This is a genomic window from Candidatus Viridilinea mediisalina, assembly GCF_002532535.1.
Taxonomy (GTDB): domain Bacteria; phylum Chloroflexota; class Chloroflexia; order Chloroflexales; family Chloroflexaceae; genus Viridilinea; species Viridilinea mediisalina.
The window spans coordinates 1-21,803 of the sequence record NZ_NQWI01000081.1; the positions used below are offsets into that span (position 1 = coordinate 1).

14 protein-coding genes are annotated in these 21,803 nt (G+C 60.0%); 4 read left to right on the top strand and 10 right to left on the bottom strand.

The window, feature by feature from the left end:
- Nucleotides 1-181: 181 nt before the first annotated feature.
- Nucleotides 182-478, bottom strand: coding sequence for a hypothetical protein (locus tag CJ255_RS15105; protein ID WP_097644944.1), 297 nt, complete (start codon nt 476-478; stop codon nt 182-184).
- A gap of 151 nt (nt 479-629) precedes the next feature.
- On the opposite strand from CJ255_RS15105, the gene CJ255_RS15110 reads away from it, so the two are divergent.
- Nucleotides 630-3,845 carry an AfsR/SARP family transcriptional regulator gene (locus CJ255_RS15110; RefSeq protein ID WP_245863471.1) on the top strand — a complete coding sequence of 1,072 codons (3,216 nt, stop codon included), beginning with the start codon at nt 630-632 and terminating at the stop codon, nt 3,843-3,845.
- Between the two features lie 323 nt (nt 3,846-4,168).
- Here the strand turns inward: CJ255_RS15110 and CJ255_RS15120 are convergent, their stop codons facing one another.
- On the bottom strand, nt 4,169-5,011 hold the full coding sequence (locus CJ255_RS15120; protein ID WP_097644932.1) for an ATP-binding protein: 843 nt from the start codon (nt 5,009-5,011) through the stop codon (nt 4,169-4,171).
- Nucleotides 5,012-5,090: 79 nt separating this feature from the next.
- Nucleotides 5,091-6,446 (bottom strand): hypothetical protein, encoded by a 1,356-nt coding sequence (locus CJ255_RS24025; protein ID WP_174714074.1) that lies wholly within the window; start codon nt 6,444-6,446, stop codon nt 5,091-5,093.
- Between the two features lie 51 nt (nt 6,447-6,497).
- Between CJ255_RS24025 and CJ255_RS24130 the strand changes: the two genes are divergently transcribed.
- Nucleotides 6,498-6,707, top strand: coding sequence for a hypothetical protein (locus CJ255_RS24130; protein WP_217352452.1), 210 nt, complete (start codon nt 6,498-6,500; stop codon nt 6,705-6,707).
- 4 nt (nt 6,708-6,711) lie between these two features.
- Here CJ255_RS24130 and CJ255_RS15140 read toward each other — a convergent pair whose 3' ends face one another.
- Entirely contained in the window at nt 6,712-8,229 is a 1,518-nt protein-coding gene (locus tag CJ255_RS15140; protein WP_217352453.1) for an IS1634 family transposase, read from the bottom strand.
- Nucleotides 8,230-8,603: 374 nt separating this feature from the next.
- Nucleotides 8,604-9,245 carry a DUF4351 domain-containing protein gene (locus tag CJ255_RS15145; RefSeq protein ID WP_097644935.1) on the bottom strand — a complete coding sequence of 214 codons (642 nt, stop codon included), beginning with the start codon at nt 9,243-9,245 and terminating at the stop codon, nt 8,604-8,606.
- Between the two features lie 397 nt (nt 9,246-9,642).
- Between CJ255_RS15145 and CJ255_RS15155 the strand changes: the two genes are divergently transcribed.
- A complete protein-coding gene (locus tag CJ255_RS15155) occupies nt 9,643-14,037 on the top strand; it encodes a hypothetical protein (protein WP_097644937.1) in 4,395 nt (1,464 codons plus the stop codon).
- Between the two features lie 25 nt (nt 14,038-14,062).
- Here CJ255_RS15155 and CJ255_RS15160 read toward each other — a convergent pair whose 3' ends face one another.
- The 5 genes from CJ255_RS15160 to CJ255_RS15180 all read right to left on the bottom strand — a co-directional run bounded on the left by CJ255_RS15160 (nt 14,063) and on the right by CJ255_RS15180 (nt 20,968).
- On the bottom strand, nt 14,063-14,779 hold the full coding sequence (locus CJ255_RS15160; protein WP_097644938.1) for an ABC transporter ATP-binding protein: 717 nt from the start codon (nt 14,777-14,779) through the stop codon (nt 14,063-14,065).
- A 112-nt stretch (nt 14,780-14,891) separates the two neighbouring features.
- Nucleotides 14,892-15,668, bottom strand: coding sequence for an ABC transporter ATP-binding protein (locus tag CJ255_RS15165; RefSeq protein ID WP_097644939.1), 777 nt, complete (start codon nt 15,666-15,668; stop codon nt 14,892-14,894).
- A gap of 15 nt (nt 15,669-15,683) precedes the next feature.
- Complete coding sequence (locus CJ255_RS15170) at nt 15,684-17,054, bottom strand: branched-chain amino acid ABC transporter permease (protein WP_097644940.1); 1,371 nt, start codon at nt 17,052-17,054, stop codon at nt 15,684-15,686.
- 3 nt (nt 17,055-17,057) lie between these two features.
- Nucleotides 17,058-18,230: a branched-chain amino acid ABC transporter permease gene (locus CJ255_RS15175; RefSeq protein ID WP_097644941.1), complete on the bottom strand. Its 1,173-nt coding sequence runs from the start codon at nt 18,228-18,230 to the stop codon at nt 17,058-17,060.
- A gap of 236 nt (nt 18,231-18,466) precedes the next feature.
- Nucleotides 18,467-20,968, bottom strand: a complete 2,502-nt coding sequence (locus tag CJ255_RS15180; RefSeq protein WP_097644942.1) for a branched-chain amino acid ABC transporter substrate-binding protein — start codon at nt 20,966-20,968, stop codon at nt 18,467-18,469.
- Between the two features lie 406 nt (nt 20,969-21,374).
- On the opposite strand from CJ255_RS15180, the gene CJ255_RS24480 reads away from it, so the two are divergent.
- Nucleotides 21,375-21,716, top strand: coding sequence for a Trm112 family protein (locus CJ255_RS24480; RefSeq protein ID WP_097644943.1), 342 nt, complete (start codon nt 21,375-21,377; stop codon nt 21,714-21,716).
- Nucleotides 21,717-21,803: the final 87 nt, after the last annotated feature.

The window sequence follows — 21,803 nt, forward strand, 5'->3', positions numbered from 1 at the left end:
TGAGGCGTGAGGCGTGAGGCGTGAGGCGTGAGGCGTGAGGCGTGAGGCGTGAGGCGTGAGGCGTGAGGCGTGAGGCGTGAGGCGAAGGGGTGTCTCGCATCCCGTGTCTCGCATCCCGTGTCTCGCATCCCGTGTCTCGCATCCCGTGTCTCGCATCCCGCATCCCGTGTCTCGCGTCCCACTACTTCGCACTACGCTCAATGATATCCTTAACTTCGCTGGAGTAGCCCTCCCAGGCTTGGAGCATTTCACGGTTCATGCGCTTCTGGAGTTTGATGGCGTCAGCAATGGCCTGCTCGGCGGAGCCGCGAAGGCTGCGGCTGTGGTCCCAGTTCTTCAAGACGACGTCGAAGGCGAGGTCAGTGCTGGCGGCCATCAACTCGTTCCAGGCGCGCATCGAGCGCAACATGATGTCGGTGGTCTCGCTGTACTGTTGGCGCATCTGCTCCTGCATGCGCCGAATTTCATCATTTGTCATTTCGTCCCTCCCGTTGTATGCTATAGTGCAACGCTTCACGGCTGTGATGCGCCTTGGCGTTGCGGCGTGATTCTGTTCCTGTGTGGTCAAGCCGATGGTATCACGGGCAGTTACAAGGCAGTTCGGTAAGGAGCCAGGGCACGATAAGTTGTTGCTTACCCGCTTGGCCCCGCCCGCGCAGCAGGCACGACTGTTGCGTCGTGTTCGCCTTGAACACCAACTGGCTGGCGCCCTTGATTACCCGCTGACCTTGTTGGTTGCGCCGGCTGGTTGGGGTAAGACGACCGCGATGGCGTCGTTGGCAACCCATGGGGGCTGGCCAGCGGCGTGGTGTCGGGCACACGCTGCTGACAATGCGCCACTCTTTGTGCGCCATCTCACCGCTGCCTTTCGTCATGTAGCTGCGCTTGATGAGGCCTGGATCTTTGCGGCGCTGCCAGACAAGCCCACTGGCGATGTGGGCCCAGCAGTCGAGGCGTTGGTCAATGAGTTAGCTGCGGCACTCGATGATGATACGCTGCTGGTGGTTGATGATTACCATTTGGCCGATCGGCACGCGGAGCTGCGCGGCGTCCTTGAGCGCTTTTTTGCGATGCTGCCGTTGCGCCTGCATGTGGCGCTGCTGACCCGCGAAGAGCCGCTGTTGGCCTCGGTTGAACCGGCACGGCTACGGGGTGAACTGCTCACCCTCAAGGCTGATCTGCTGGCTTTTGACCCGGAAGATGCACGCGAATTTTGGGTTCTGACGGGCCATAAGCCGCCGATTGACCTTGAGGCGCTGGTGCGAACGGCGCGCGGTTGGCCGTTGGCCATGCAGGCGGTGCAAGGGATGACTGACTGGCGCGCGGCCCTTGGTCTGCGTGGCCCTACATCGCTCGATGCCTATTTGGCCAACGAGGTGTTTGAGCCGTTGCCGCTTGAGTTGCGTACCTTCCTGCTGCACAATGCGGGGTTGCGACGGCTTACGCCGACGGTCTGTGCGCTGCTCGCCGATGATGGGCCGCCTGAACCCATGTTGGCTGAGTTGGAGCGGCGGCAGTTCTTTGTTGAGCGTGATGCGACTGGGCAGTTGGTGTTTCAGCCGATCTTGCGCGCCTTCCTTGAACGGCGTGCCCGTAGCGAGTTGGCGCTGTGGCCTACGTTGCAACGGCGTGCTGCCGATTACTACCGGCGCATGGGCGACATTGAGGGGTTGATGCACCACCTCTTGCTGGTGGGCGATGAACTTGCTGCTGCTGAAGCACTGGTGGAGCATGGCGCGGAGTTGCTGGCGGCTGAGATGGCAGGCCATGTGGTTGAGTGGGCGCGTCGTCTCGCGGCAGTGGCATCAGAGTGGCCCAGCCTGCAAGAGATTCATGCTGTCGGCTTGCGTAAGCTGGGGCGCTATGAAGATGCGCTGCGTACCTTTGCGGCGGCTGAGGCGAGCTATGCGGCCAGTGGTGACCGTGCAGGCCAGGTGCGGACCTTGCGTGGCCGAGCCGAGGTCTATTTGGATACGGTACAGCCCGCTCATGCCACTGATCTGTTGAAACGGGCGCTCAAACTGATGCCGCACCATCAGGCGAGCGAACGAGCCGAGTTGCTACGGATGCAATCGGAGAACTGGGCCAACCGTGGGCGTGCCGATGTGGCGCTGATTCTTGAGACAGCGGCGCGGCGCATGCTTGATCATGGCAATGCCCGTCCAGCTCCGCCGAGCAGTACGCCGCCGCCTGATGAACCAGCACCACCACGGTTGTTGTTGCGTGCCGGGCGGCTCAATGAGGCGCGCCAGCAGCTTGAAGCGCAAATCTGGAGCGAGAGCGCCGTCGGTGGGGGTTACCATCCGGGGGCGCACCGCGAGCCGCTGCTGCTGCTTGCGCTGATCTATGCCATGCTTGGTAGTGGCACGCGTGCCTTGGCCATGGCGCGGCGCGGTTTGGTCGAGTCGCAACAGGTTGGCACCCCACTGACCGAAGCAATAGCGGAGTTGCGCCTGGGCCATGCCTACCAGCTTGTTGCGCCAAACGATCTCACATCGGCGCTGCAACGCTATGCAGCGGCGATTGATCTGATCCACACGGTCGGAGTGACGCGCACACGGGCCGAGGGATACATGGGCTTGACGCTGCTCTACGGGCATGCGGGCGATCTGCCCCGGGCTGAGGCGGATGCGCGTGAGGGCCTGCAGATTGCGGCGGTCGCAGGTGACGAGTGGATTGCGGCGTTGATTCTGCTGGCCTTGGGCGGGGCCGCTGTGGCGGGCGGCGATCCACGAGCGGGCGAGTGGCTTGAGCAGGCACGGCAGCGCTTTGCGCGTGGCGGTGATACCTATGGCTTGGCGCTCACGAACCTGTGGCGGGCGATTGCGGCGCTGCGAGGCAGCGGTGGCAATACCGACGCAGAGATAGGCCAACTGCTCGATAGCGTGGTAGCTCACGGCTATAGTGGTATCCTTGTGGCCCCGAGCCTCTTTGGGCCACGCGACATGGCCTCATTGGTGCCGCTGCTGCTGCGCGGGCGCTCGATCAAGGGCCACAGCGAACTTGCACGGCTGCTCTTGCGCCAGGGCTTCCCCACGATTGCCGCCGACGACACGGTGGACGACTACCACCCTGGGTATACGCTGCGCGTGCAGATGTTCGGCACCTTCCGGGTTTGGCGCGGCGCCCAAGAGATCCAGGCGCGCGAGTGGCAACGCGAGAAGGCGCGGCAACTCTTTCAGTTGCTGCTTACCTATCGCGGCCACTGGGTACAGCGCGAACAGATCTGTGCATGGCTCTGGCCCGAAGCCGATCTCGAAGCAGCCGAACGGCAGTTCAAAGTGACCCTGAACGCGCTCAATGCCGCCTTGGAGCCGGGCCGACCGCCACGGGTGGCCCCCTTCTTCGTGCGCCGCCAAGGGTTGGCCTACAGCTTTGCGCCCTCGTATGGCGTCTGGATTGACGTAGACGAGTTTGAGCTACGGGCTGCCGCCGCTGCCACCAGTGATGAACCCGATTTTGCGCGTCGCAACGCCCAGATTGCGGTGAATCTCTACCGGGGCGACTATCTCGCCGAATCGCTCTACGATGCCTGGACCACCGAAGAGCGCGAGCGGCTGACGGCGCGCTACTTGGCGACCGCCGTTGCCTACGCGAACCGGCTGAGCCAAGAGGGCGATCAGGCCCAAGCGATTCAGTTGTGCGAACAGGTACTCAAACGCGACCGCTGTTACGAAGAAGCCTACCAAGTGCTGATACACGCCCATGCGCGGGCAGGAAGCCGTTCGCAGGCGCTACGCAGCTATGCCCGCTGCGCCCAAGCCCTCCGCGACGAACTGGCCATGGAGCCACTCCCCGAGACCGACGCGCTCTATGAGGCGCTGAAGCGCAATGAGGCTGTTTAGGAGGAACAGGGGAACAGGGGAACGGAAGAACAGAAGAACAGGGAACAGAAGAACAGGGAACAGAAAACAGGGAACAGAGAACGGAAGAACAGGGGGCGGGGGGCAGAGAACAGGGGAACAGAGAACAGGGAACAGAGAACAGGGAACAGAGAACAGAGAACAGAAGAACAGATGCTGGTACTCCCTCCGTTCTAAACTCTGTGCCCTCGGTGCCTCTGTGGTGAATAGCTCTGTATCTCTTCAAAAACCCAACTCGGCCCGCTCGCGCACCCAACGGGCTACGAGGGGCACTTGGCAGCGGTAGCCTCCCTCGTGCGCCTCGATCACATGGTAGCGCAGCAAGCGCCTGAGCGCCATGCGCTCCGCTGCGCCCTCCGTGGCGGGCAGCGGCGCAGCGTGGGCGATAGCATAGAGCAATTGTTGGCCCGCCGCGACCGCTTCGGGTGTCGTGCCGGTATATTCAGTCCAGAGGTTCTTGAAGTAGGGTTCGCCCGCTGTGAGCGCCCGCTCGACCGTCGCTGCAAGCAGCGGCGGCGTGAGTGCGCCACCGCCTCGCCCAACTTCTCAAACTCATCGAAGCAGAGCAGCAGCGCACGCGTACCGAGCAGCGGCAGCGCCTGATCGAGCCAATCCTCTAGCGTAGCGTAGGCGTTGGCGTGGAACGACTCCCGTTGCGCCTCCGGCAGCAGCACCCCTTGACCAGCGAGATCGCGCTGCAGCATCCGCACCAGGCCATAGCAGAAATCGGCGGCGCTACTGGTCGCCGCCGGGGCCTGGAGGCTATAGTAGACCGGCAGCAGATCACTGGGCAAGAGGCGCGGCAGATGGAGCAGAAAGGAGCTCTTGCCGCAACGGCGCGGCCCGTGCAGCACGAGGGTCGGGCGGCTCGCATCATAGACAGAGCGCAACACATCGCTCACAAACTGGTCGCGCCCCTTGAAGAGATACTTACGTTCGCGCCGCAACGGATTACCCGTCTGGAAGGGGTTGAGCAACTCCCCCTGGCTGAGCGTATGCTGCGCGGCGATGGCCTCATTGAGCAGCGCATCCCAACGGGCAAAGACCGGCTGCCAACGGGGGAGCAGCGCAGCCCGCAGCCCCAAACCGAGCAACTGGCCCTGTAGAATATGCAGATTATCGCGGCAACGTTCAATGCCACGCTCCACCAGCGCGGGGTTGGGGTTCTCAAAGGCGCGTCCAACATCCTCGGCAATAGCGAACAGGCGCGGCAGCAGCAGCGCAAGCTCATCGCCCCCTTGGGCTGGTGTTGCAACCGGCTAGACGCGCCCCATCCTCCGCATCAAGCTGGTAGAAACTGGGTACCAACTGGGGCAACAAACCCGCCTCGCGGCTTGGCAACGCAGCGAGGGACTCAGCAGAGGCAACCAGCGCCAACTGATCAGCCACAATCAGCGGCAGCGCCCGGCGCACTGTCGGGCCATACCCCGGATAGGGCGAGGCACGCATCTGCTCTATGATCGCCAGCGCACCCGCCGCATCCTCGCGGAAGGCAGCCGCCAGCAAGCGGGCGTGGCCCGGAATGGGCAGCCAGAGGACTTTGTCGAGGTGGGGGGGGAGTTGCTGCAACTCGGGTAAGGCGGGCAATGGGGGCTTGTCTGGTCTATGCCACCTAGCAGTGACACTACGGAGAGCGAAGAGCGGGTAGAGGGGCAGCAGCCGGTAGTAGCCAACGAGTGCAGCAGCAGCGACGGCGAGGGCGAGCCAGCCGTGGTGTTCAAAGCTCAGGCCGATAAAGAGCGCAGCGAGCAACAAGCCCGTCCAGCGCCAGCGCATGGGGGCTAGGCTGAAGCCGACGAGTAGTGCGGTGAGGGTGAGGGGAGTAAGGGGGAATAGGGCTAGGCCCGCCACGCCTCCCGCCACGCCTCCCGCCACGCCTCCCGCCACGCCTCCCGCCACGCCTCCCGCCACGCCTCCCGCATCACTAGGATCTGTACCCTCACGAAACAACCATAACGCCCATAGCATCATCAGAAACGCGAAGCCACCCACGAGGAGCGTATCAGACCAATTACGGCTTGCCAGCCACCAGCCGCCACTCATGCTAGAGACTGAACCCACCAGCAGCAGCGCACGTCCCAACCAGATCTGCCGTTTGGCCCAGAGCCAAGTGCCCCCACCCACCGTCAACCCAAATCCCAAAATATAACCAGCCAGGCCCAGCCCAAGTTGCGGCAACGGGGGCATTGCAGCAATGCTCTCCGTGAGTACTTGGCGCAAAAGATCGGGCTGAAGAGCATAGACCAACCCCAAAAGCAGCGGCACATGCAGGCCCAAGGGCAGCAGCCATACGCCTATACCATAAGCCATCAAAATGGCGCTAAAGACGAAGAGCAAATCACTCAGTTGGCCCGTAGTCGCCACGTTGAAGAGCAGGGGCAGTGCAAAGAGGAGGCTGAGCAGTATGAATTGGGCCATAAAGCGTTTGCTACCGAAGAGCAAGATGTCGGAATAGCCTGTATCTCGTGGTTCCCCATTTTGGCCCTTCTGCGGCACCCACACATTCATGCGCTCCTGCAGGAGCGAGGGGCGGAAGAGGGCCCAGTACCAGAGTTGCCAGGTTTCGCGGAGGAATTGGAGCATGTTAGGAGGTAGGACTCACCGTTCGCTCATTTCTACCAGGGGTTCTGATACATGCTCAACCAGACCTGTATAGCACGCATGATCCAATCCAGCCAGCGTCAACAGGCGTTGCTGCAGGTTGCTCAACGGCGTCAGGTGGCGAATGACCTGATGTGGCAGGATGACCACGGTCAGGGTCAGGTTGCGAAAGGCTTCCAGCACCAGTTCTGCCGTGGGACGGCGGGTGGCGCGATTGGGGTTGTCCCGCGTAGAGCCCTTTGATTGGTTAGGCGTCGGGTTCGCGTGCCAGACTGCTGCGAATGCCATACTCCAACAGGCTCAACACGCGCAACCCAATCGTCAACAGGCGGATCAGGCCGGTGACATGGTCCTCGCGGCTCAGATAGACGGGGCGCAGCGACAAGGGCGTCCCTTTCAGACGGCTCATCGGGTGTTCGGCGCGGTATTGATCCCGATAGGCCAGCACGACCTGGGTGATGCTCAGGTGCTCGGCGGAGCGGTTGGTGACGTAGACGCGCCACCCCATGCGGGTGATCGCCTCGGTGATGGCGGCCTCGTTGCGGCTGACATGCAGCGTCATCGTGTAGGTCGTCTCGTCGCGGGTCGCACTGCCACGGTATCCGCGAATCGTGCGCGTGTGCGCCTCCGCGTCCAGCCGCACATCCACCAAGCCTTCCACCTGATGGTGCTTCAGGATGGCGGCAATGGCGACGTTGGCCTGCTCCGGTGTGGTGATCCGTGGTTTGCCCTGACGGGCCACCAACAGATCCGCCAGGGCCGCGATGGCCGCGTCCAACCGGCGCTCCAACGCATGGGTTTGCGCCTGTTGCATCGCGGTCGAGCGCACCACGATGCGGCGTTCCGTCCATGTCACCGGCTCACCATCAACCGTTTCGGTCAGTTCCACACTGGTTTCCCATGCCTCGGCATGGACCACGGGCGTACCATCCTCATTCAGGATGATCTCGCCATCGGCATTGGGACGGCTCACCGCAATCAGCGACTGGTGCGCCAAGGCGTGGGTGATCAGGTCATCCACGGCGACAGCGGGCAACTGCACCAACCCCAGCGGGTTCAGGTAGTAGTCGCCGTTGCGCTGCATCGTTGCCCGATTGAGGATCGCCCCCTGTTTGCCGTCACCCACGTAGAGCAGGCCAGAACGCCCCAAACTGGCGCGCATGCGGGCAATAATGGGCAAGTAGAGCGGTTCATCATTGCGCTGTCCTGGCACCACATCCACCGCCACCGGCATGCCCAAAGGGTCGAGCAGCGCGAGCATCACCTTGACTTGGGGCAGATCGGGGCGATGGTCTTTGCTGTGGCCAAACTGGAAGAGGCCATCCTCCGAGACCTGCCAATAGCCACTGGCCGTGGTACTGTCCAGGCGCACCGTTTCCGATTCCAGGTCATAGACGCGCAGGAGATGCCCATTCAGATCGGATTCAAACGCTGCCCATGCCTCATCATCACTCAGATAGCGCAGCACATCCGCCAACCGGTCATCGGTCAGGTCGGTGGCCCGCAGCGGGGCGTCCACGAATGCATTGATGGTGGTCTGCAACGAGGCCGCCCACGGCGCCACACGATTGAGCCGATGGTCGGCTCGCGACAGGATGTGTGCCAACCAGACCATGGCGAGCTGTCCCAGGCTCAAGCCCTGATGGTTGCCATGGGGTATGAAATGGTTATCCACGATTCGCGCCAGATCAAGGCGCTGCATGTGGCCAAACAACAGCGGAACGTCATCGACTCGTTCGGTGGAGACCGTGGCTTGGGTATTCATACGCGAAGCCTCGCAGATTCTTGGAATCCTGTCCAGAAATGAGCGAACGGTAAGTAGGATAGAGGAGATGAGGAGATAGGAGAGAAAGTGTAGGAGAAGGTTTCAGTTCACTTTATCGTTTGCGCCATTAGGTAGTGCCGACTTCAGTCGGCTGAGATCGCTGACAACCCCCGGATGCCGACTAATGGTCTTCCAGTAAATAATCCGCTAACCAGACCTCGCAGATCTGGCATATCTATCAGGTCTAGTCCGTGCCGCGACACCGGATTAATTTCTGGAAGACCATAAGTCGGCACTACCTACGGCATCTCAAGGTGGCCAAGCAACGGAGCAATCAACAACATCCGCTTCGCTAACTGGCGGAGACTCCCCTCCTACGCATGCTCCTGAAGCCATGCATTTAGATCGGCCTGCGTCGTAAAATCGAGCAGTGCTTCGCTCAGGCTGAGCAGCAGCGTTGGCGCGAGCGCCACAACCTGTGCTTCAAGCACATCACTCAACGGGCCAACCTTGCGCTTGAGCAGGCGCAGTACCACTTGCTGCAGCGCTTCGGCGTGACCCTCGGCGTGGCCCTTGGCGTGCCCTCGGAGGAAGCCCTCCTTCTCAAGACCAATCATCGGTAAGCTCATGGTGTTCTCCTCCTGTTCGATGTGTCGCATTGTAGCATGGGCCTCCTCCTGGAAGGAATCGGGGAGGCGTAGGATGTGTTCAAGGATATGGTAGCAAAACATGCGCTCAGTAAACGCTTCGTCGCGTTGGGACTGAATTTCTAGGTGTACGAAAACAATTGCTTGCTCACCGTCAAGCCGGGTCACCTGAACCAGTTTATCAACGTGTTGGGTTCCTTTGCCCACCTCTGGGTTGATCTGCAAGAGGGTGAGTGGCTCATCTTTGACCGGCTGTGTCCAGTCGATTCCTGCGTATGCTTCCGGGAAGAGCAGTTCCAGACAGGCGGGCAGGTAGTGTTCCAGGGCTTCCTTCCAAGCCCCATCGAAGTTGGCAGCGGGTTGGTGCATGGTGATTCCTTGTTGGCAAAAAGGCTCTCACTACATGTACCGCTGAACGGGGCTAAAAGATACGGTTTTCGGCGAGAATTCCTGCTTCTTTGGTGTTGGCGGCTTCGCCGCCAACACCAAAGAAGCGAGGTTCTTCGGGGGCATGGCCCCCGAACCCCCACCGAAGTGGGGATGCTTCATGGCGAATGCTTCGACCATCCTTTTCTCGAAATGTTTGGTTTTGTCAAGAGAGATTACTTTGACGTAAGCTATAATACCATCGTTACCTATCACTCATAATAGCATTTATGATTGTAGATTGCAGATTGCAGATTGCCGAACATGGCGTTCCAATGGGCTTTCGCGTTCTTGATGATGCGGCGTGTTCAAGGGTAATTGATATAACAGGTATAAACGTGTGGAAATCCTCATCCTCCTCCTGCTCCTCCTCTTCTGCTTCGTGCTTCCGTGGCTGCTGACGGTCGTGCTTGCATGGCGTCTCTGGCGAAGCTCGCGTAAGCCGCCCCCAGCACCGCAGGCACCCGATCATCAATTGGGCGATGTTGTGCGCTTCGAGCGCATGCTGGCCCGTTGGGCTGCCGATGGTCGGTTGGATGCTGCGCTCGTAGACCAGGTGCGCGATCTGTTGGCGGACGAGTGGCAGGCCCAAGAAGCGGCACGCTTGAAGCAGCCACCACAACCAACTACGCGCTCTGCCGCTTCGCCTGAGAAGCCCCCAAGGATCGATCCTGCCTCAGATTGGGCGGAACTTGCTGAAGCAATCCAGCAGAGTGAGCAGGCACGAGGGGTAACGCCAGCGCCGAACGCCGCTGCATCTAGACCTAGCGCCAATGAGCAGACACAAAGGACAACGCCAGCACCGAACGCCGCTGCATCTGCCGCCTTGGATGGGACGCCACGTACTCATGATCCTGTTCCTACCCCTTCTGTCAGCTTGGAGCAGCAGGCCGGTGCGCCACCAGCACGGGCGACGCACGGTGCTTTGGCTGCGGCGCTGCTGGCCCTCGGTACCCGCCGTACCCTGCTCTTCTTGGGTTCGTTTCTGTTGGTTATGTCGGGTTTAACCTTGGTAATCTTCAGTTGGGCGAGTTTCCCGCCATTCATCCAGTTGCTGATTCTGGCTGGTACGACGGCTGGGCTGTGGGGCGGCGGGGCTTTGATGCAGCGTAAGGCTGATCTCGTTACCGCTGGCCAGAATCTGCAACTTGTCGCGGCACTCTTGATTCCGGTGGTTGGCTTTGCCCTTGGACGCCCAGGGTTGCTTGATCTCGCTCCGCGCCTAGCTTGGCAGTTGACTTCAGGCTTGAGCTTCGCTGCTTATGCTGCTGCCGCTTGGCGCACGGGGCGGGCCTTCTATAGTGGGGGGAGCGCCCTCGCTATGGTGAGCCTACTTCTGGCTCTGCTCGCTGGAGTGGAACGCAGTTGGCAAGTGGCCCCGCTCTTGTGGCTGTTGGCAATCTTGCTGCTGGTGGCTGCATGGCTCGCCAAAGGTGCCCACGCGCCTCTGGCCGAGGGGCCGCGCTGGGTGGCGCTCGTTGGCATTCCGCTTGGCCTCGTGGCTGCGCTGTTGTTCGCTATCAGTGATTGGAATAGCAACGCTTTGGCCGCGAGTCTGCTCAGTGGCACTTTCGCGTGCGCTGTGGCCTACTGGCGTGAACGACAAAGCCTCTGGCTCTGGGCGAGTATCGCTCTGCCCATTGCGGTCGCGCCGCTGCTGCTCGGTAGTGCGGAGACCGGGGTGGCTTGGAATGTGCTGGCGCTCGCCATCACTGCTCTGCTCTACTTGGGGTTGAGTAGCTTCACTGAAGCGCAGCACACTCTCCCCGTCACCACAGCGCCATTGGCACGGCCTTTTGGTTCACTGGCACTTATCACGGCCCTTGTGGCTTGCGCGGGGGCTTGGGATACCAGTGCGACAACCCAGGTGGTGTTGCCGCTGCTCGCGCTGTTTGGCATGGCGCTGTTGGTTGTCATTGAACGCGGACAGTGGCACTGGCTCGGCGATGGGCGCAAGCTTGTGGCGACCTTGGGGTTGCTCGCTGCTGGTCTGCTGCTTGGCCTCTGGATCGAGGCGCTGCTGGTTCCGCACATGCCGAACGTGGCCCAGCGGGTGCTCTTCATGACGCCCCTAGCGGTACTCTTTTTTGTAGCCGCCCGCTGGTGGCCGGGCCGCCTCAACGCGGCGTATGATCTGACCTTGCAGAGCCTTGGCAGTGTGGCATTGCTGGTTGCAGCATGGAGCCTGAGCCAGAGTGAGACGCGCCTGATTGGGGCGTTGCTGCTGACGCTGGCCTTGGGGGGGCAGGCTACGCTGCGCCAATTCTGGCTCTGGGCGGCCCTGAGTCTGGGCGCACTCAATGTGGTTGCTTTTAGCCTCGTAGAGAGCGTAGTTGACCCAAGCCAACTTGAACATGCGTGGATGCTCACGGCGCTGGGCTTGGCGGCGAGCTATAGCCTTGTGGGCGAGCGTTTGCGACGGACGACGCTGCGTTACTGGACATGGCCGGGAGTAGTTTGGGGGTGCCTGTGGGGGCTCTTTGCTGTGAGTTGGGCTGCCGTGAACATCTTCGCAACTCCCACGCTGAGTAGTGGCATCTTCCTTGGTTGCGCCCTATTGTTGGGCCTGCATACAGCCCTCTGGCGACGGGGCGAATTGGGCTACGCTGTGGCGAGCCTCTTGGTGGCTGCGACGCTGACGGCAGCGGGGCAAGGGTTCTTTACCACCTGGCGGCCCAGTAATGGCGAATTAGGCTACATTGTCGCTGCATTGGCCTTGGGCCTGGGGTTGCTGGGCCAGGGGCTGCGGCGCAAGGGACGCAGCTATGGGCTGCCCTACGAACTCGTCGCCTTCGGGATTATGCCCGGCGCACCAATGCTCGCTACGGTGACCGGCGGCGGGGCGAGTGAGATGACGCTGATCTTGTTGAGTCTTACGACGCTCTACAGCGCGGCGCTCTGGCACTACCGCCAACCCTGGCTGCTCGCCCTAGCCTTCTTCAGTTTCGACGTTGGCTTGTTGTATGGCGCAAGTTGGTTGCTGCCAAGCGGTGATCCCGCTGGTGCCGGGCTGATCTGGGTGAGTGCGGTGGTTGTGCAGAGTCTGCTGAGTCTCTGGATGCGGCGTACTATGAGCGGCCCCTTTGCTCAGGCTGGTGCCTGGGGTTACACCATTAATGTCTTTGTTGGCTTGGGGGCGCTGTTACTCGCGGCAAGCAGTAGCGGCCACTTGGCCATTGTTGCAGGCATACTCGCGCTGCTCCTCGCGCTGCTGAGTTGGTTTGAAGCGCATGAGGCGTTGGCATGGGGTTCGCTGACGTTGCTGGGCCTGATGTTCAGCCAGCATTACCATTGGCTAAACCTGAGTCCAAACGAGGCGCTGCTGGCGGGTAGCCTGACCGCATTGGGCTGCTATGTGCTGGGCTGGGGCATACAGGCGCTGCTCCCACGCCAAGCACGCCTCGCAATCTGGCGACGTCCGCTGGAGTGGGGGCTCGGCGCGACGAGCTTGCTCATTCCGTTGCTGCTGGTCGAACAGAGCCTCACCATCGATCAACGCTTCTTGGGTGCGGGACTCTTCTTGGTAGGTGTGAGCGTGGGCATGCTCGGCTGGCGTTTGCGGATGCCCTTCCTCGCTGGTGTAAGCCTAGTGGCTTGGAGTAGTGCCATTAGCAGCGACATGCTGTGGGGCACAGCAAGCCAGACGGTTGCCATGGCTTTGGTTGTGCTGATCGGAGTGCAAGTGCTGGCCGCGCTGGCCAAGCGGAGCAGCAGCGCCATACGGTTGCAAACAGCCATCGAACGGCCCACCCAGTTGCACCGGGCCATCTATGTAGCCAGCGGGCTGAGCAGCCTGCTCGCCATCTTGTTGAGCTTAGGAGGAAGCGCACTCGGCCCGACGGTCTTCGTCCTCTTGAGCCTAGCAGCCCTCAGTGCGCTGAGTGGCAGCATCGAGCGGCAAGCCGGGCTGGCATGGTTGAGCCTGGTTCTGGGTCTAGCAGGGGGCTGGCTTGCGCTGGAGTTGCAAGGGCTGGCACCAGCATGGATCGCTGCCTGGTTGATTCTCGGCCTTGTTGGGTTGAGTCTGGTGGGCTGGGTAGTAGTGCGCTTCGGCCTGACAATCTGGGCGCTGCCTACGGGATCGGGGGCGCTGGGAGCGGCGCTGCTCCTAACGCTGCAAGCAGCATTGGGAGCAATTGGCACCGAACTCTTGGCACTCACCTTTGCACTAGCAAATCTGGGCCTGTTGCTTGCCACCCTCGCCGTGCGCGAACGCCAATTGGGCTACGTCTACGCAGCAGTTGCCGCCTTCATCGCGGCGCTCTTCAGCCAAATGGCCGACTGGGGCATAGAGCAAGCGCAGTGGTACGTTGTACCCACTGCGATCTACCTCTTGGCCTTGGCGAGCGGCCTACGTCGCTTCCAGCATCAACACAGGCTCTCGCAGGTAATCGAGAGCGTCGCGGTCGTGATGCTGCTCGGACTCACGTTCATACAAAACATACATGGCACCTACGGCACCCTTGGGTCGCTCTTGCTCTTTGGCGAAGCCCTGGGCGTCATGGGCTACGGCATGCTGATGCGCTTGCGTGTCCCCTTTGTTGGCGGCATCGGCTTCTTTGTCGCCGGGGTGCTGTGGATGACTTCCAATGCGGTGCAACTGACCAACCAGTGGGTTCTGCTCGGCATCGTTGGGCTGCTCATGGTCGCAGCCTACGTAATCCTTGAACGCCACCAAGAACGCCTTGTGCGAGCCGGGCGAGCGTGGGCGGAGCATCTGAGGGGATGGGGATGAGCGCAATCTACAATCCGAAATGGCATCACTCCATCCCCAAGTACGCCTTCTGCACCATCTCATTCTCACTCAGCGCTTGGGCCACATCGGCAAGCACAATCTCGCCACTTTGTAAGACATAGCCGCGATGGGCAATTGCAAGGGCTTGGAGTGCGTTCTGCTCAACCAAGAGTACGGTCATGCCCTGCCCGTTGATCGTCTCAATAATCTCAAAGATCTGTTCAACCAACACAGGTGCCAAACCCATAGAAGGCTCATCGAGCAGCAACACCTCCGGGCGAGTCATGAGGGCGCGGCCCATCGCCAGCATCTGCTGCTCACCGCCGGAGAGCGTGCCCCCCTTTTGGCTAATGCGCTCATAGAGGCGCGGAAAGAGGGTAAAGACCCGTTCCAAATCTGCGCGATAGGTAGGGCTATTGGTATCGTGCAGATAGGCACCCATCTCCAGATTCTCAAGGACGGTAAGCCGGGGAAAGATACGCCGCCCTTCGGGCGATTGGGCAATACCAAGCTTAACAATCTCGTGGGGCGGAATGGTATCAATACGCTGATTTTTGAAGCGCACCTCACCAAGGCGCGGCTTCTCGAGGCCAGAAATGGTCCGCAGGGTAGTACTCTTACCCGCCCCATTGGAGCCAATCAGGGTCACAATTTCACCCTTCTCGACCGTTACTGAAATGCCTTTGAGCGCATGGATTTTCCCATAGTAGGTATGGACGTTCTGGAGTTCGAGTAGGGCCATTCTAGGTCTCCTGAGAGTTGAGGTCAGCAACCACACTCTGGGTTCGCAGAGGGTCTTCGCGGTGGCTGAGCTTGTCGAAGCCACCGCGAAGACCCCACACATCTATCGTCACCTACGCCGCATCGGCGGCCCCTTTACCCAAGTAGGCTTCGATCACCCGTGGGTTGGTGCGGATCGTATGGGCATCGCCTTCGGCAATCTTGGTACCATAATCTAACACAGTGATCCGTTCGGAAATAGCCATAACCAAACGCATATCGTGTTCAATCAGTACCACCGTAAGCTGCAAGTCATCGCGCAGCCGCCGGATCAGCGTCGTAGCCGCCGCTGTCTCATTAGGATTCATGCCCGCAGTTGGCTCATCAAGCAGAATGAGGCGCGGTTCGCCCGCAAGGGCGCGGGCAATCTCAAGGCGACGCTGGTCGCCATAGGGCAAGTTTTTGGCCAACTCCTCACGCTTATCATCGAGCCCCACATAGTTGAGGTGTTCACGCGCACGCTCACGGGCCTTACGCTCTTCGCGCTGCACCGTAGGCAGCTTAAAGATGATATGCCAGAAGGGGACGCGCAGGTGGGTGTGCATGCCCACCAGCACATTCTCCAACACCGTCATATTGTTGAACAGACGAATATTCTGGAAGGTGCGACGCATGCCCAAGGCGGCAATATCATTCGACTTGAGCCCTGCAATCGGCTTATCCCCAAACGTAATGGTTCCCTTATCGGGCTTATAGATGCCGGTAAGAATATTGAAGAAGGTGGTCTTACCCGCCCCATTGGGGCCAATCACGCTCACAATGCGCCCTTCGTCAATCGTCAGGGTAACATCGTTCACCGCCGTAAGCCCACCAAAGGTCTTGGTAATATTGTTGGCCTCTAGTAGCGCCATGAGTTCCCTCTGTTCTCACTTGCTCCCATTGGGTGTCGCAGCACTTGGCGGAGGTGTTCCTGAATCGCTCTGATCGGGCTGCTCCGGCAGATCATCCGGTTCATCGGCGATCAACTCCTCTTTGCGTCGCTCATCGGGCAGAATACCCTGGGGCCGGAAGATCATCATGATCACGAGGAGTAACCCGAAGAGCATACGCTGATACTGGGTAGGATCGAAAGCGGCTGGAATGGGGAAGCCCGCCCGTTGCAGATCGCGCAGCACATTGGCGGTGCGGGGCAGAATCTGTAGGTCGAGTAGTGTAACCAAAACTGCACCCAAGATAGCGCCTGGAATCGATCCCATGCCGCCCAGAATCACCATGGCCAAGATATTAATCGAGCGCAACAGATCAAAGGTCGGCGGATTGATAAAGAGCTGTTTGGAGGCAAAAATCACCCCCATCGCACCCGCGAAGGAGGCTCCAACGGCAAAGGCGAGCAACTTGGTACGCACGAGCGGAATCCCCTGAGCGATTGCCGCCGTTTCGTCCTCCCGAATCGCCTCCCAGGCCCGTCCAATGCGCGACTCCTTCAGCCGCTTTACCACCAAGATGGTCATAAAGACAATCAGCAGCACCGCGAAATAGAAGAAGAGCTCATAGAGCTTCTGATCACTCAGATTCCAGCCCAGGGTATTGCGTACAAAATCGGCGAAGAAGAGATTGGGACGCTCAATCTCGCGGATACCCTGTGAACCATTGGTAAAGTTGATGGGCCGATCCAGATTGTTGGCCAACACGCGGATCACCTCACCAAAACCAAGGGTCACAATCGCCAGATAGTCACCACGCAGACGCAAAACCGGCAAACCCAACAGGATGCCGGTAATCGTACCCAAGATCAGGCCAAAGATCAGGAAGGGGTAGAAGGCAATCGGTGGCAACGGAACCCAATCAGGGTTGATCAGGGTCATCTGGTTCGTACTCGTGATCGCCCAGGCATAGGCGCCCACCGCAAAGAAGGCAACATAGCCCAAGTCGAGCAACCCGGCAAAGCCAACCACCACATTGAGGCCCAGTGCCAGCGTGACAAAGATACCCGCCTGTGTAGCTACTTCAAGGTAGAAGGGGTTGAGCGTCCCAAAGTAGGGCAACACGATACAGAGCTGAAAGAGGAGAATCGTGTGCTTAAAGTACTTATGCACCGACGAGCGATAGACTAACATCACCAGCAAGAGGAAGAAGACAAAGATGATGTCGGTCGTCAGGCTCGTGCGCGGATTCGAGATAAGCAGGAGACTCGAAATCAGCGCATAGAGGGTAAAAAACGTATAAGCTGGCGGCCCGTTACTCAGGATAGTCTTTACCTGCACCCAAAGGCTCTCTGACGGTACAGTCGGCGTCATAAGCTACACCTTTTGCGTCGTCGCCTCGCCGAGCAGGCCGGAGGGACGGAAGATCAAGATCAGGATGAGGATGCTAAAGGCGGCAATATCGGCATAGGCTGCACCCGAAAGCGCACCATTGGTAAAGAGCGAGAGGTACGAGGAGACGAAGGCTTCAAGAAAGCCGAGTACGACCCCACCAACCATCGCACCAGTAATATTTCCAATCCCACCAAGCACAGCGGCGGTAAAGGCTTTCAGGCCAGGAATAAAGCCCATATAGGGGTTGACGGCACCAACATTGAGCCCAAAGAGCGCACCAGCGGCACCACCAAGCGCCCCACCAATCAGGAAGGTGAGCGAGATGATGCGGTTGACATTGATCCCCATCAGGCTTGCGGTCGGGCGATCCTGCGCGGTCGCACGAATCGCTTTACCGAGGCGCGTCGCATTCACCAGATAGTTGAGCCCAATCAGCATCAACAGCGCCACCGAGATAAAGACCAGCGCCTTGGGGCTCACGATGACCGGCACAACCCGTTCACCAAGGTCAATCTCAAAGAGGCGGATCGGGCTACCAAAGTCGGGCGTATGGTAGCGCGCATTAAAACCCATCGGCGTATTGGTCACAATCAGGCGCACAACATCCTGAAGCACCAACGAGACCCCAATCGCCGAGATGAGCGGCACCAAGCGGGGCGAACCGCGTAGGGGACGGTAGGCGACACGCTCCACCGCCACGGCCAGCGAGCCGCTGACCACCATACCCGCCAGCACCACAATCGCCACAAAGAGCAGCACCGGAACGCCCGCCAGCATACCACTGGTGAAGAGCATCAGACCAATTGCTGCCCCAACGATCCCGCCCACCATAAAGATCTCACCGTGGGCGAAATTGATAAACTCAAGCACCCCATAGACCATCGTATAGCCAAGAGCAATGGTTGCAAAGAGGAAACCGCGCACCAAGCCGTCAATGATCACCTGGGGCAAAATGGTCAAGGCTCGCGTCAAAATATCAGGACGGGAACCCATCTGCATCAGAGCCAGCAGCACAACGATCAAACTCAGCGCCAAAGCGCTGCCCACAATGAAGAGGAACAACTGGAACACTGGGCCAAAGACGGTACGTAGGACTTCAAGCGGTGAACGTCGCCCAAAGCGAGCCGATGCTGGGGCGTTAACTTCAGCGGCCATCACACCTCATTCATTTAGGTTCTACGCCTACGGCGTTGGGATGTTGCAACGTGTGTGGGGCTACGGCCCCCATTCGCATGACACTATAGGGCTACGCCCCAAACCCAGTTTTGTGTGTCGTGTTGGCGGCTTCGCCGCCAACACGACACACAAAGATTCTTCTTACGGGTTCAGGGCCACGGCCCTTAAACCACCACTGGTGCGGCTTTGCCGCACCAGTGGTACACCAACAAACCCTAACGGGGCGGCGCAATCTCAAGGCGGCTCACCAACTCGTTGGCGTTCCAATCGGCGATGTTAGCCTGGAGCACAAAGTAGGTAGCCGGATCGGGGTCACCATTCGCGTTGAAGCTGTAGTCGCCGGTGATCCCTGCGAAGGGCGGCAGACCACGCATCGCCTCAAGCACCTGCTCGCGGGTGGGCAGATCATCGGCATCAACCGCAGCCTGGAGTACGGCCACGGCGCAGAGGGCCGACGAGTCGTAGGCTTGGGCCGAGAAGGGCGGCGCAGCAGCACCATAAGCGGTCTGGTAATCGGTGGCGAACTGAGCCGCATTGGGGAACTGGCTCACCGGCGCAGCCACGGAGGTGTAGTACATCCCGTCAACCGCATCGCCAGCCAATTCGGCCAATACTGGGCTATCGAGACCGTCAGGCCCAAGGAACTGAGCCGTAATCCCACGCTCACGCGCCTGGGCAAAGAGCGGGCCGGCCTGATCGTAGATACCGCCGAAGAAGATCAGGTCGGGATCTTCCGCGAGGATCGGCGTCAGGATCGCCGAGAAGTCATTCTTCTCCTCGGTGCCCTCGAAGCCACGCACCTCTAAGCCATTGGCCTCAGCCGCCTGGCGGAAGAACTCGGCCACACCCTGGCCATAGGCGGTGGTGTCGTGAATGATGTAGACCGACTCGACGCCCAGTTCTTCGCGGGCGAAGGCTTCACCCACGGTACCCTGGACATCATCGCGTCCCACGATGCGGAAAGCGACCTCATAGCCACCCTCGGTGATGTCGGGGCTGGTGTTGGCCGGGCTCATCATGGGCAACGAGGCGTTCTTGTAGTCGGGCAGGGCGGCGAGGGCCACACCGGAGTTGAGGTGGCCAACCACACAGAGGATATCGCCATCGGAGACGATATTCTTGGCATTGGCCGAACCAACCTCAGCGCGGGCCTGATCATCGAAGGGGGCCAACTCAAACTCAACGCCCGCATCGGCCAGCAGTTCATTGATCTGCTCAATGCCCAACTCGGCACCATTGCGGATACCCGTACCCAGGGCGGCCTGCGGGCCGCTCAGGGGGCTCTGGCTGGCAATCTTGATCGTGCCGAGATCGGCGGGCAGATCAGCAAGCAACGCTCCAATCAGCGTAGCATAGTCACTCGCATCATCACCCGTCGCCTCAGGCTCAGCCTCGTCTTCTTCCTCCTCCTCAACCGCCTCATCAATTGCCTCTTCGGTCGGCATGGTCGCAGGCGCGGTCGTTTCGCTACCAGGCGGCGAAATTTCGAGGCGGCTCACCAACTCGTTGGCGTTCCAGTCGGCAATATTGGCCTGAAGCACGAAGTAGGTGGCCGGATCGGGATCACCATTCGCGTTGAAGCTATAGCTCCCAGTAATGCCATCGTAGGTGGGCAGATTACGCATCGCCTCAAGCACCTGCTCGCGGGTAGGCACATCGCCAGCAGCCTCGGCGGCGGCGGCAATAGCCTGGATGCAGAGGCCAGCCGAGTCGTAGGCTTGAGCCGAGAAGGGCGGTGCAGCAGCACCATAGGCAGCCATGTAGTCGGTAGCGAACTGGGCGGCATCGGGGAACTGGCTCACTGGCGCGGCCACGGAGGTGTAGTACATCCCGTCAACCGCATCGCCAGCCAATTCAGCCAATACCGGGCTATCGAGACCATCAGGCCCAAGGAACTGAGCCATAATCCCGCGCTCACGCGCCTGGGCAAAGAGCGGGCCAGCCTGATCGTAGATACCACCGAAGAAGATCAGGTCGGGATCTTCCGCGAGGATCGGCGTCAGGATCGCCGAGAAGTCATTCTTCTCCTCAGTGCCCTCGAAGCCACGGACATCCAGCCCATTCTCCTCAGCCGCCTGGCGGAAGAACTCGGCCACACCCTGGCCATAGGCGGTGGTGTCGTGAATAATGTAGACCGACTCGACACCCAGTTCTTCGCGGGCGAAGGCTTCACCCACGGTACCCTGGACATCATCGCGTCCCACGATGCGGAAGGCGACCTCATAGCCACCCTCGGTGATGTCGGGGCTCGTGTTGGCCGGGCTCATCATGGGCAACGAAGCGTTCTTGTAGTCGGGCAGGGCGGCGAGGGCCACACCGGAGTTAAGGTGACCAACCACACAGAGGATATCGCCATCGGAGACGATATTCTTGGCATTGGCCGAGCCAACCTCAGCGCGGGCCTGATCATCAAACGGCGCCAACTCAACGCTAAAGCCAAGTTGCGTGAGTGGGCCAGCCAACTGGCTAATACCCAACTCGGCACCGTTGCGGATACCCGTACCCAGAGCGGCCTGCGGGCCACTCAACGGGCTCTGACTTGCAATCTTAATCGTTCCAACCAACGTCGGAGCGGTCCCATCATCTGCACCGGTGGTCTCTTCCTCCGGAACAGCGGTCGCAGGCGCAGCAGGCGGAGTTGCGGGCTGGCCACCACAGGCGGCAAGCAGCACAGCAAACATCACCACGAGCACCAGGAGACTCAACGGTCGTTTCATAGCCGTGACACTCCTTACACATAAACAAGGGAAATCTGTACACACAAAACCGAAGCTTGCGCCGAAACCAAGCTCACATGGGTCGCCAACCCTCTACGCATGGCGCAAAGAACACGCAAAAACAAGCGTCAAACACCCCCTTTCGGTGCTACGATCCCATACATTGGGTAAAATGAGCGACAACGAGGTGTAAGAAGCGGTGCGCGCACCTATCGGCGGGGCGCTTTTAGGGTAGGACAACTCAAGCCCTCAATCCACAGGGTAATGCGAAGGGAGTGTACCGGATCGGCCTATGATTGTCAAGCTCACAGGTGACGACAACCATTCAGATAGGGTATAATTGAGCGAGCGTTGGGCAGTTTTGAGCAGATTGCTTGTCATCAACGAATATGTTAGGAGGATTTCGATGAAAGGTCTGGTTCGCTTTCTCGGCATTGCCGCCCTCGTTGGCCTTGGTATCATCATCGTGCGGGCACTCCGCCAGAGTCGTGAAGACACTACCTTTGAGTTGGCACCTGCAACCACTGGGAGCAGCCCCAACGCGCGGCGCAGCATCAGCCCTGAGTTGCTCAGCATCCTCGCCGATCCCGGCGATAAGGGGCCGGTGGAGTTGATCACTGACGGTGAAGGCAAGGAGTGGCTGGTCAATCGGCGCAATGGCTTCCGCTACCCGGTTGAGGATGGCATTCCGATTATGCTGCTCGAAGAGGGTGAGAAGCATAAGGATGAGAGTTTGATCCAGAAGTAAGAGGGTTCACGGAGAACAGGAGAACAGGAGAACAGGAGAACAGAGAACAGGAGAACAGGAGAACAGGAGAACAGAGAACAGGAGAAC

Bases quoted from the DNA above. Each gene is read 5' to 3' on its own strand.
- CJ255_RS15165 (WP_097644939.1), bottom strand. From the start codon at position 15,668: ATGGCGCTACTAGAGGCCAACAATATTACCAAGACCTTTGGTGGGCTT.
- CJ255_RS15170 (WP_097644940.1), bottom strand. From the start codon at position 17,054: ATGACGCCGACTGTACCGTCAGAGAGCCTTTGGGTGCAGGTAAAGACT.
- CJ255_RS15175 (WP_097644941.1), bottom strand. From the start codon at position 18,230: ATGGCCGCTGAAGTTAACGCCCCAGCATCGGCTCGCTTTGGGCGACGT.
- CJ255_RS15105 (WP_097644944.1), bottom strand. From the start codon at position 478: ATGACAAATGATGAAATTCGGCGCATGCAGGAGCAGATGCGCCAACAG.
- CJ255_RS24130 (WP_217352452.1), top strand. From the start codon at position 6,498: ATGCTCAACCAGACCTGTATAGCACGCATGATCCAATCCAGCCAGCGT.
- CJ255_RS15160 (WP_097644938.1), bottom strand. From the start codon at position 14,779: ATGGCCCTACTCGAACTCCAGAACGTCCATACCTACTATGGGAAAATC.
- CJ255_RS15180 (WP_097644942.1), bottom strand. From the start codon at position 20,968: ATGAAACGACCGTTGAGTCTCCTGGTGCTCGTGGTGATGTTTGCTGTG.
- CJ255_RS24480 (WP_097644943.1), top strand. From the start codon at position 21,375: ATGAAAGGTCTGGTTCGCTTTCTCGGCATTGCCGCCCTCGTTGGCCTT.
- CJ255_RS15145 (WP_097644935.1), bottom strand. From the start codon at position 9,245: ATGCACCAACCCGCTGCCAACTTCGATGGGGCTTGGAAGGAAGCCCTG.
- CJ255_RS15140 (WP_217352453.1), bottom strand. From the start codon at position 8,229: ATGAATACCCAAGCCACGGTCTCCACCGAACGAGTCGATGACGTTCCG.
- CJ255_RS24025 (WP_174714074.1), bottom strand. From the start codon at position 6,446: ATGCTCCAATTCCTCCGCGAAACCTGGCAACTCTGGTACTGGGCCCTC.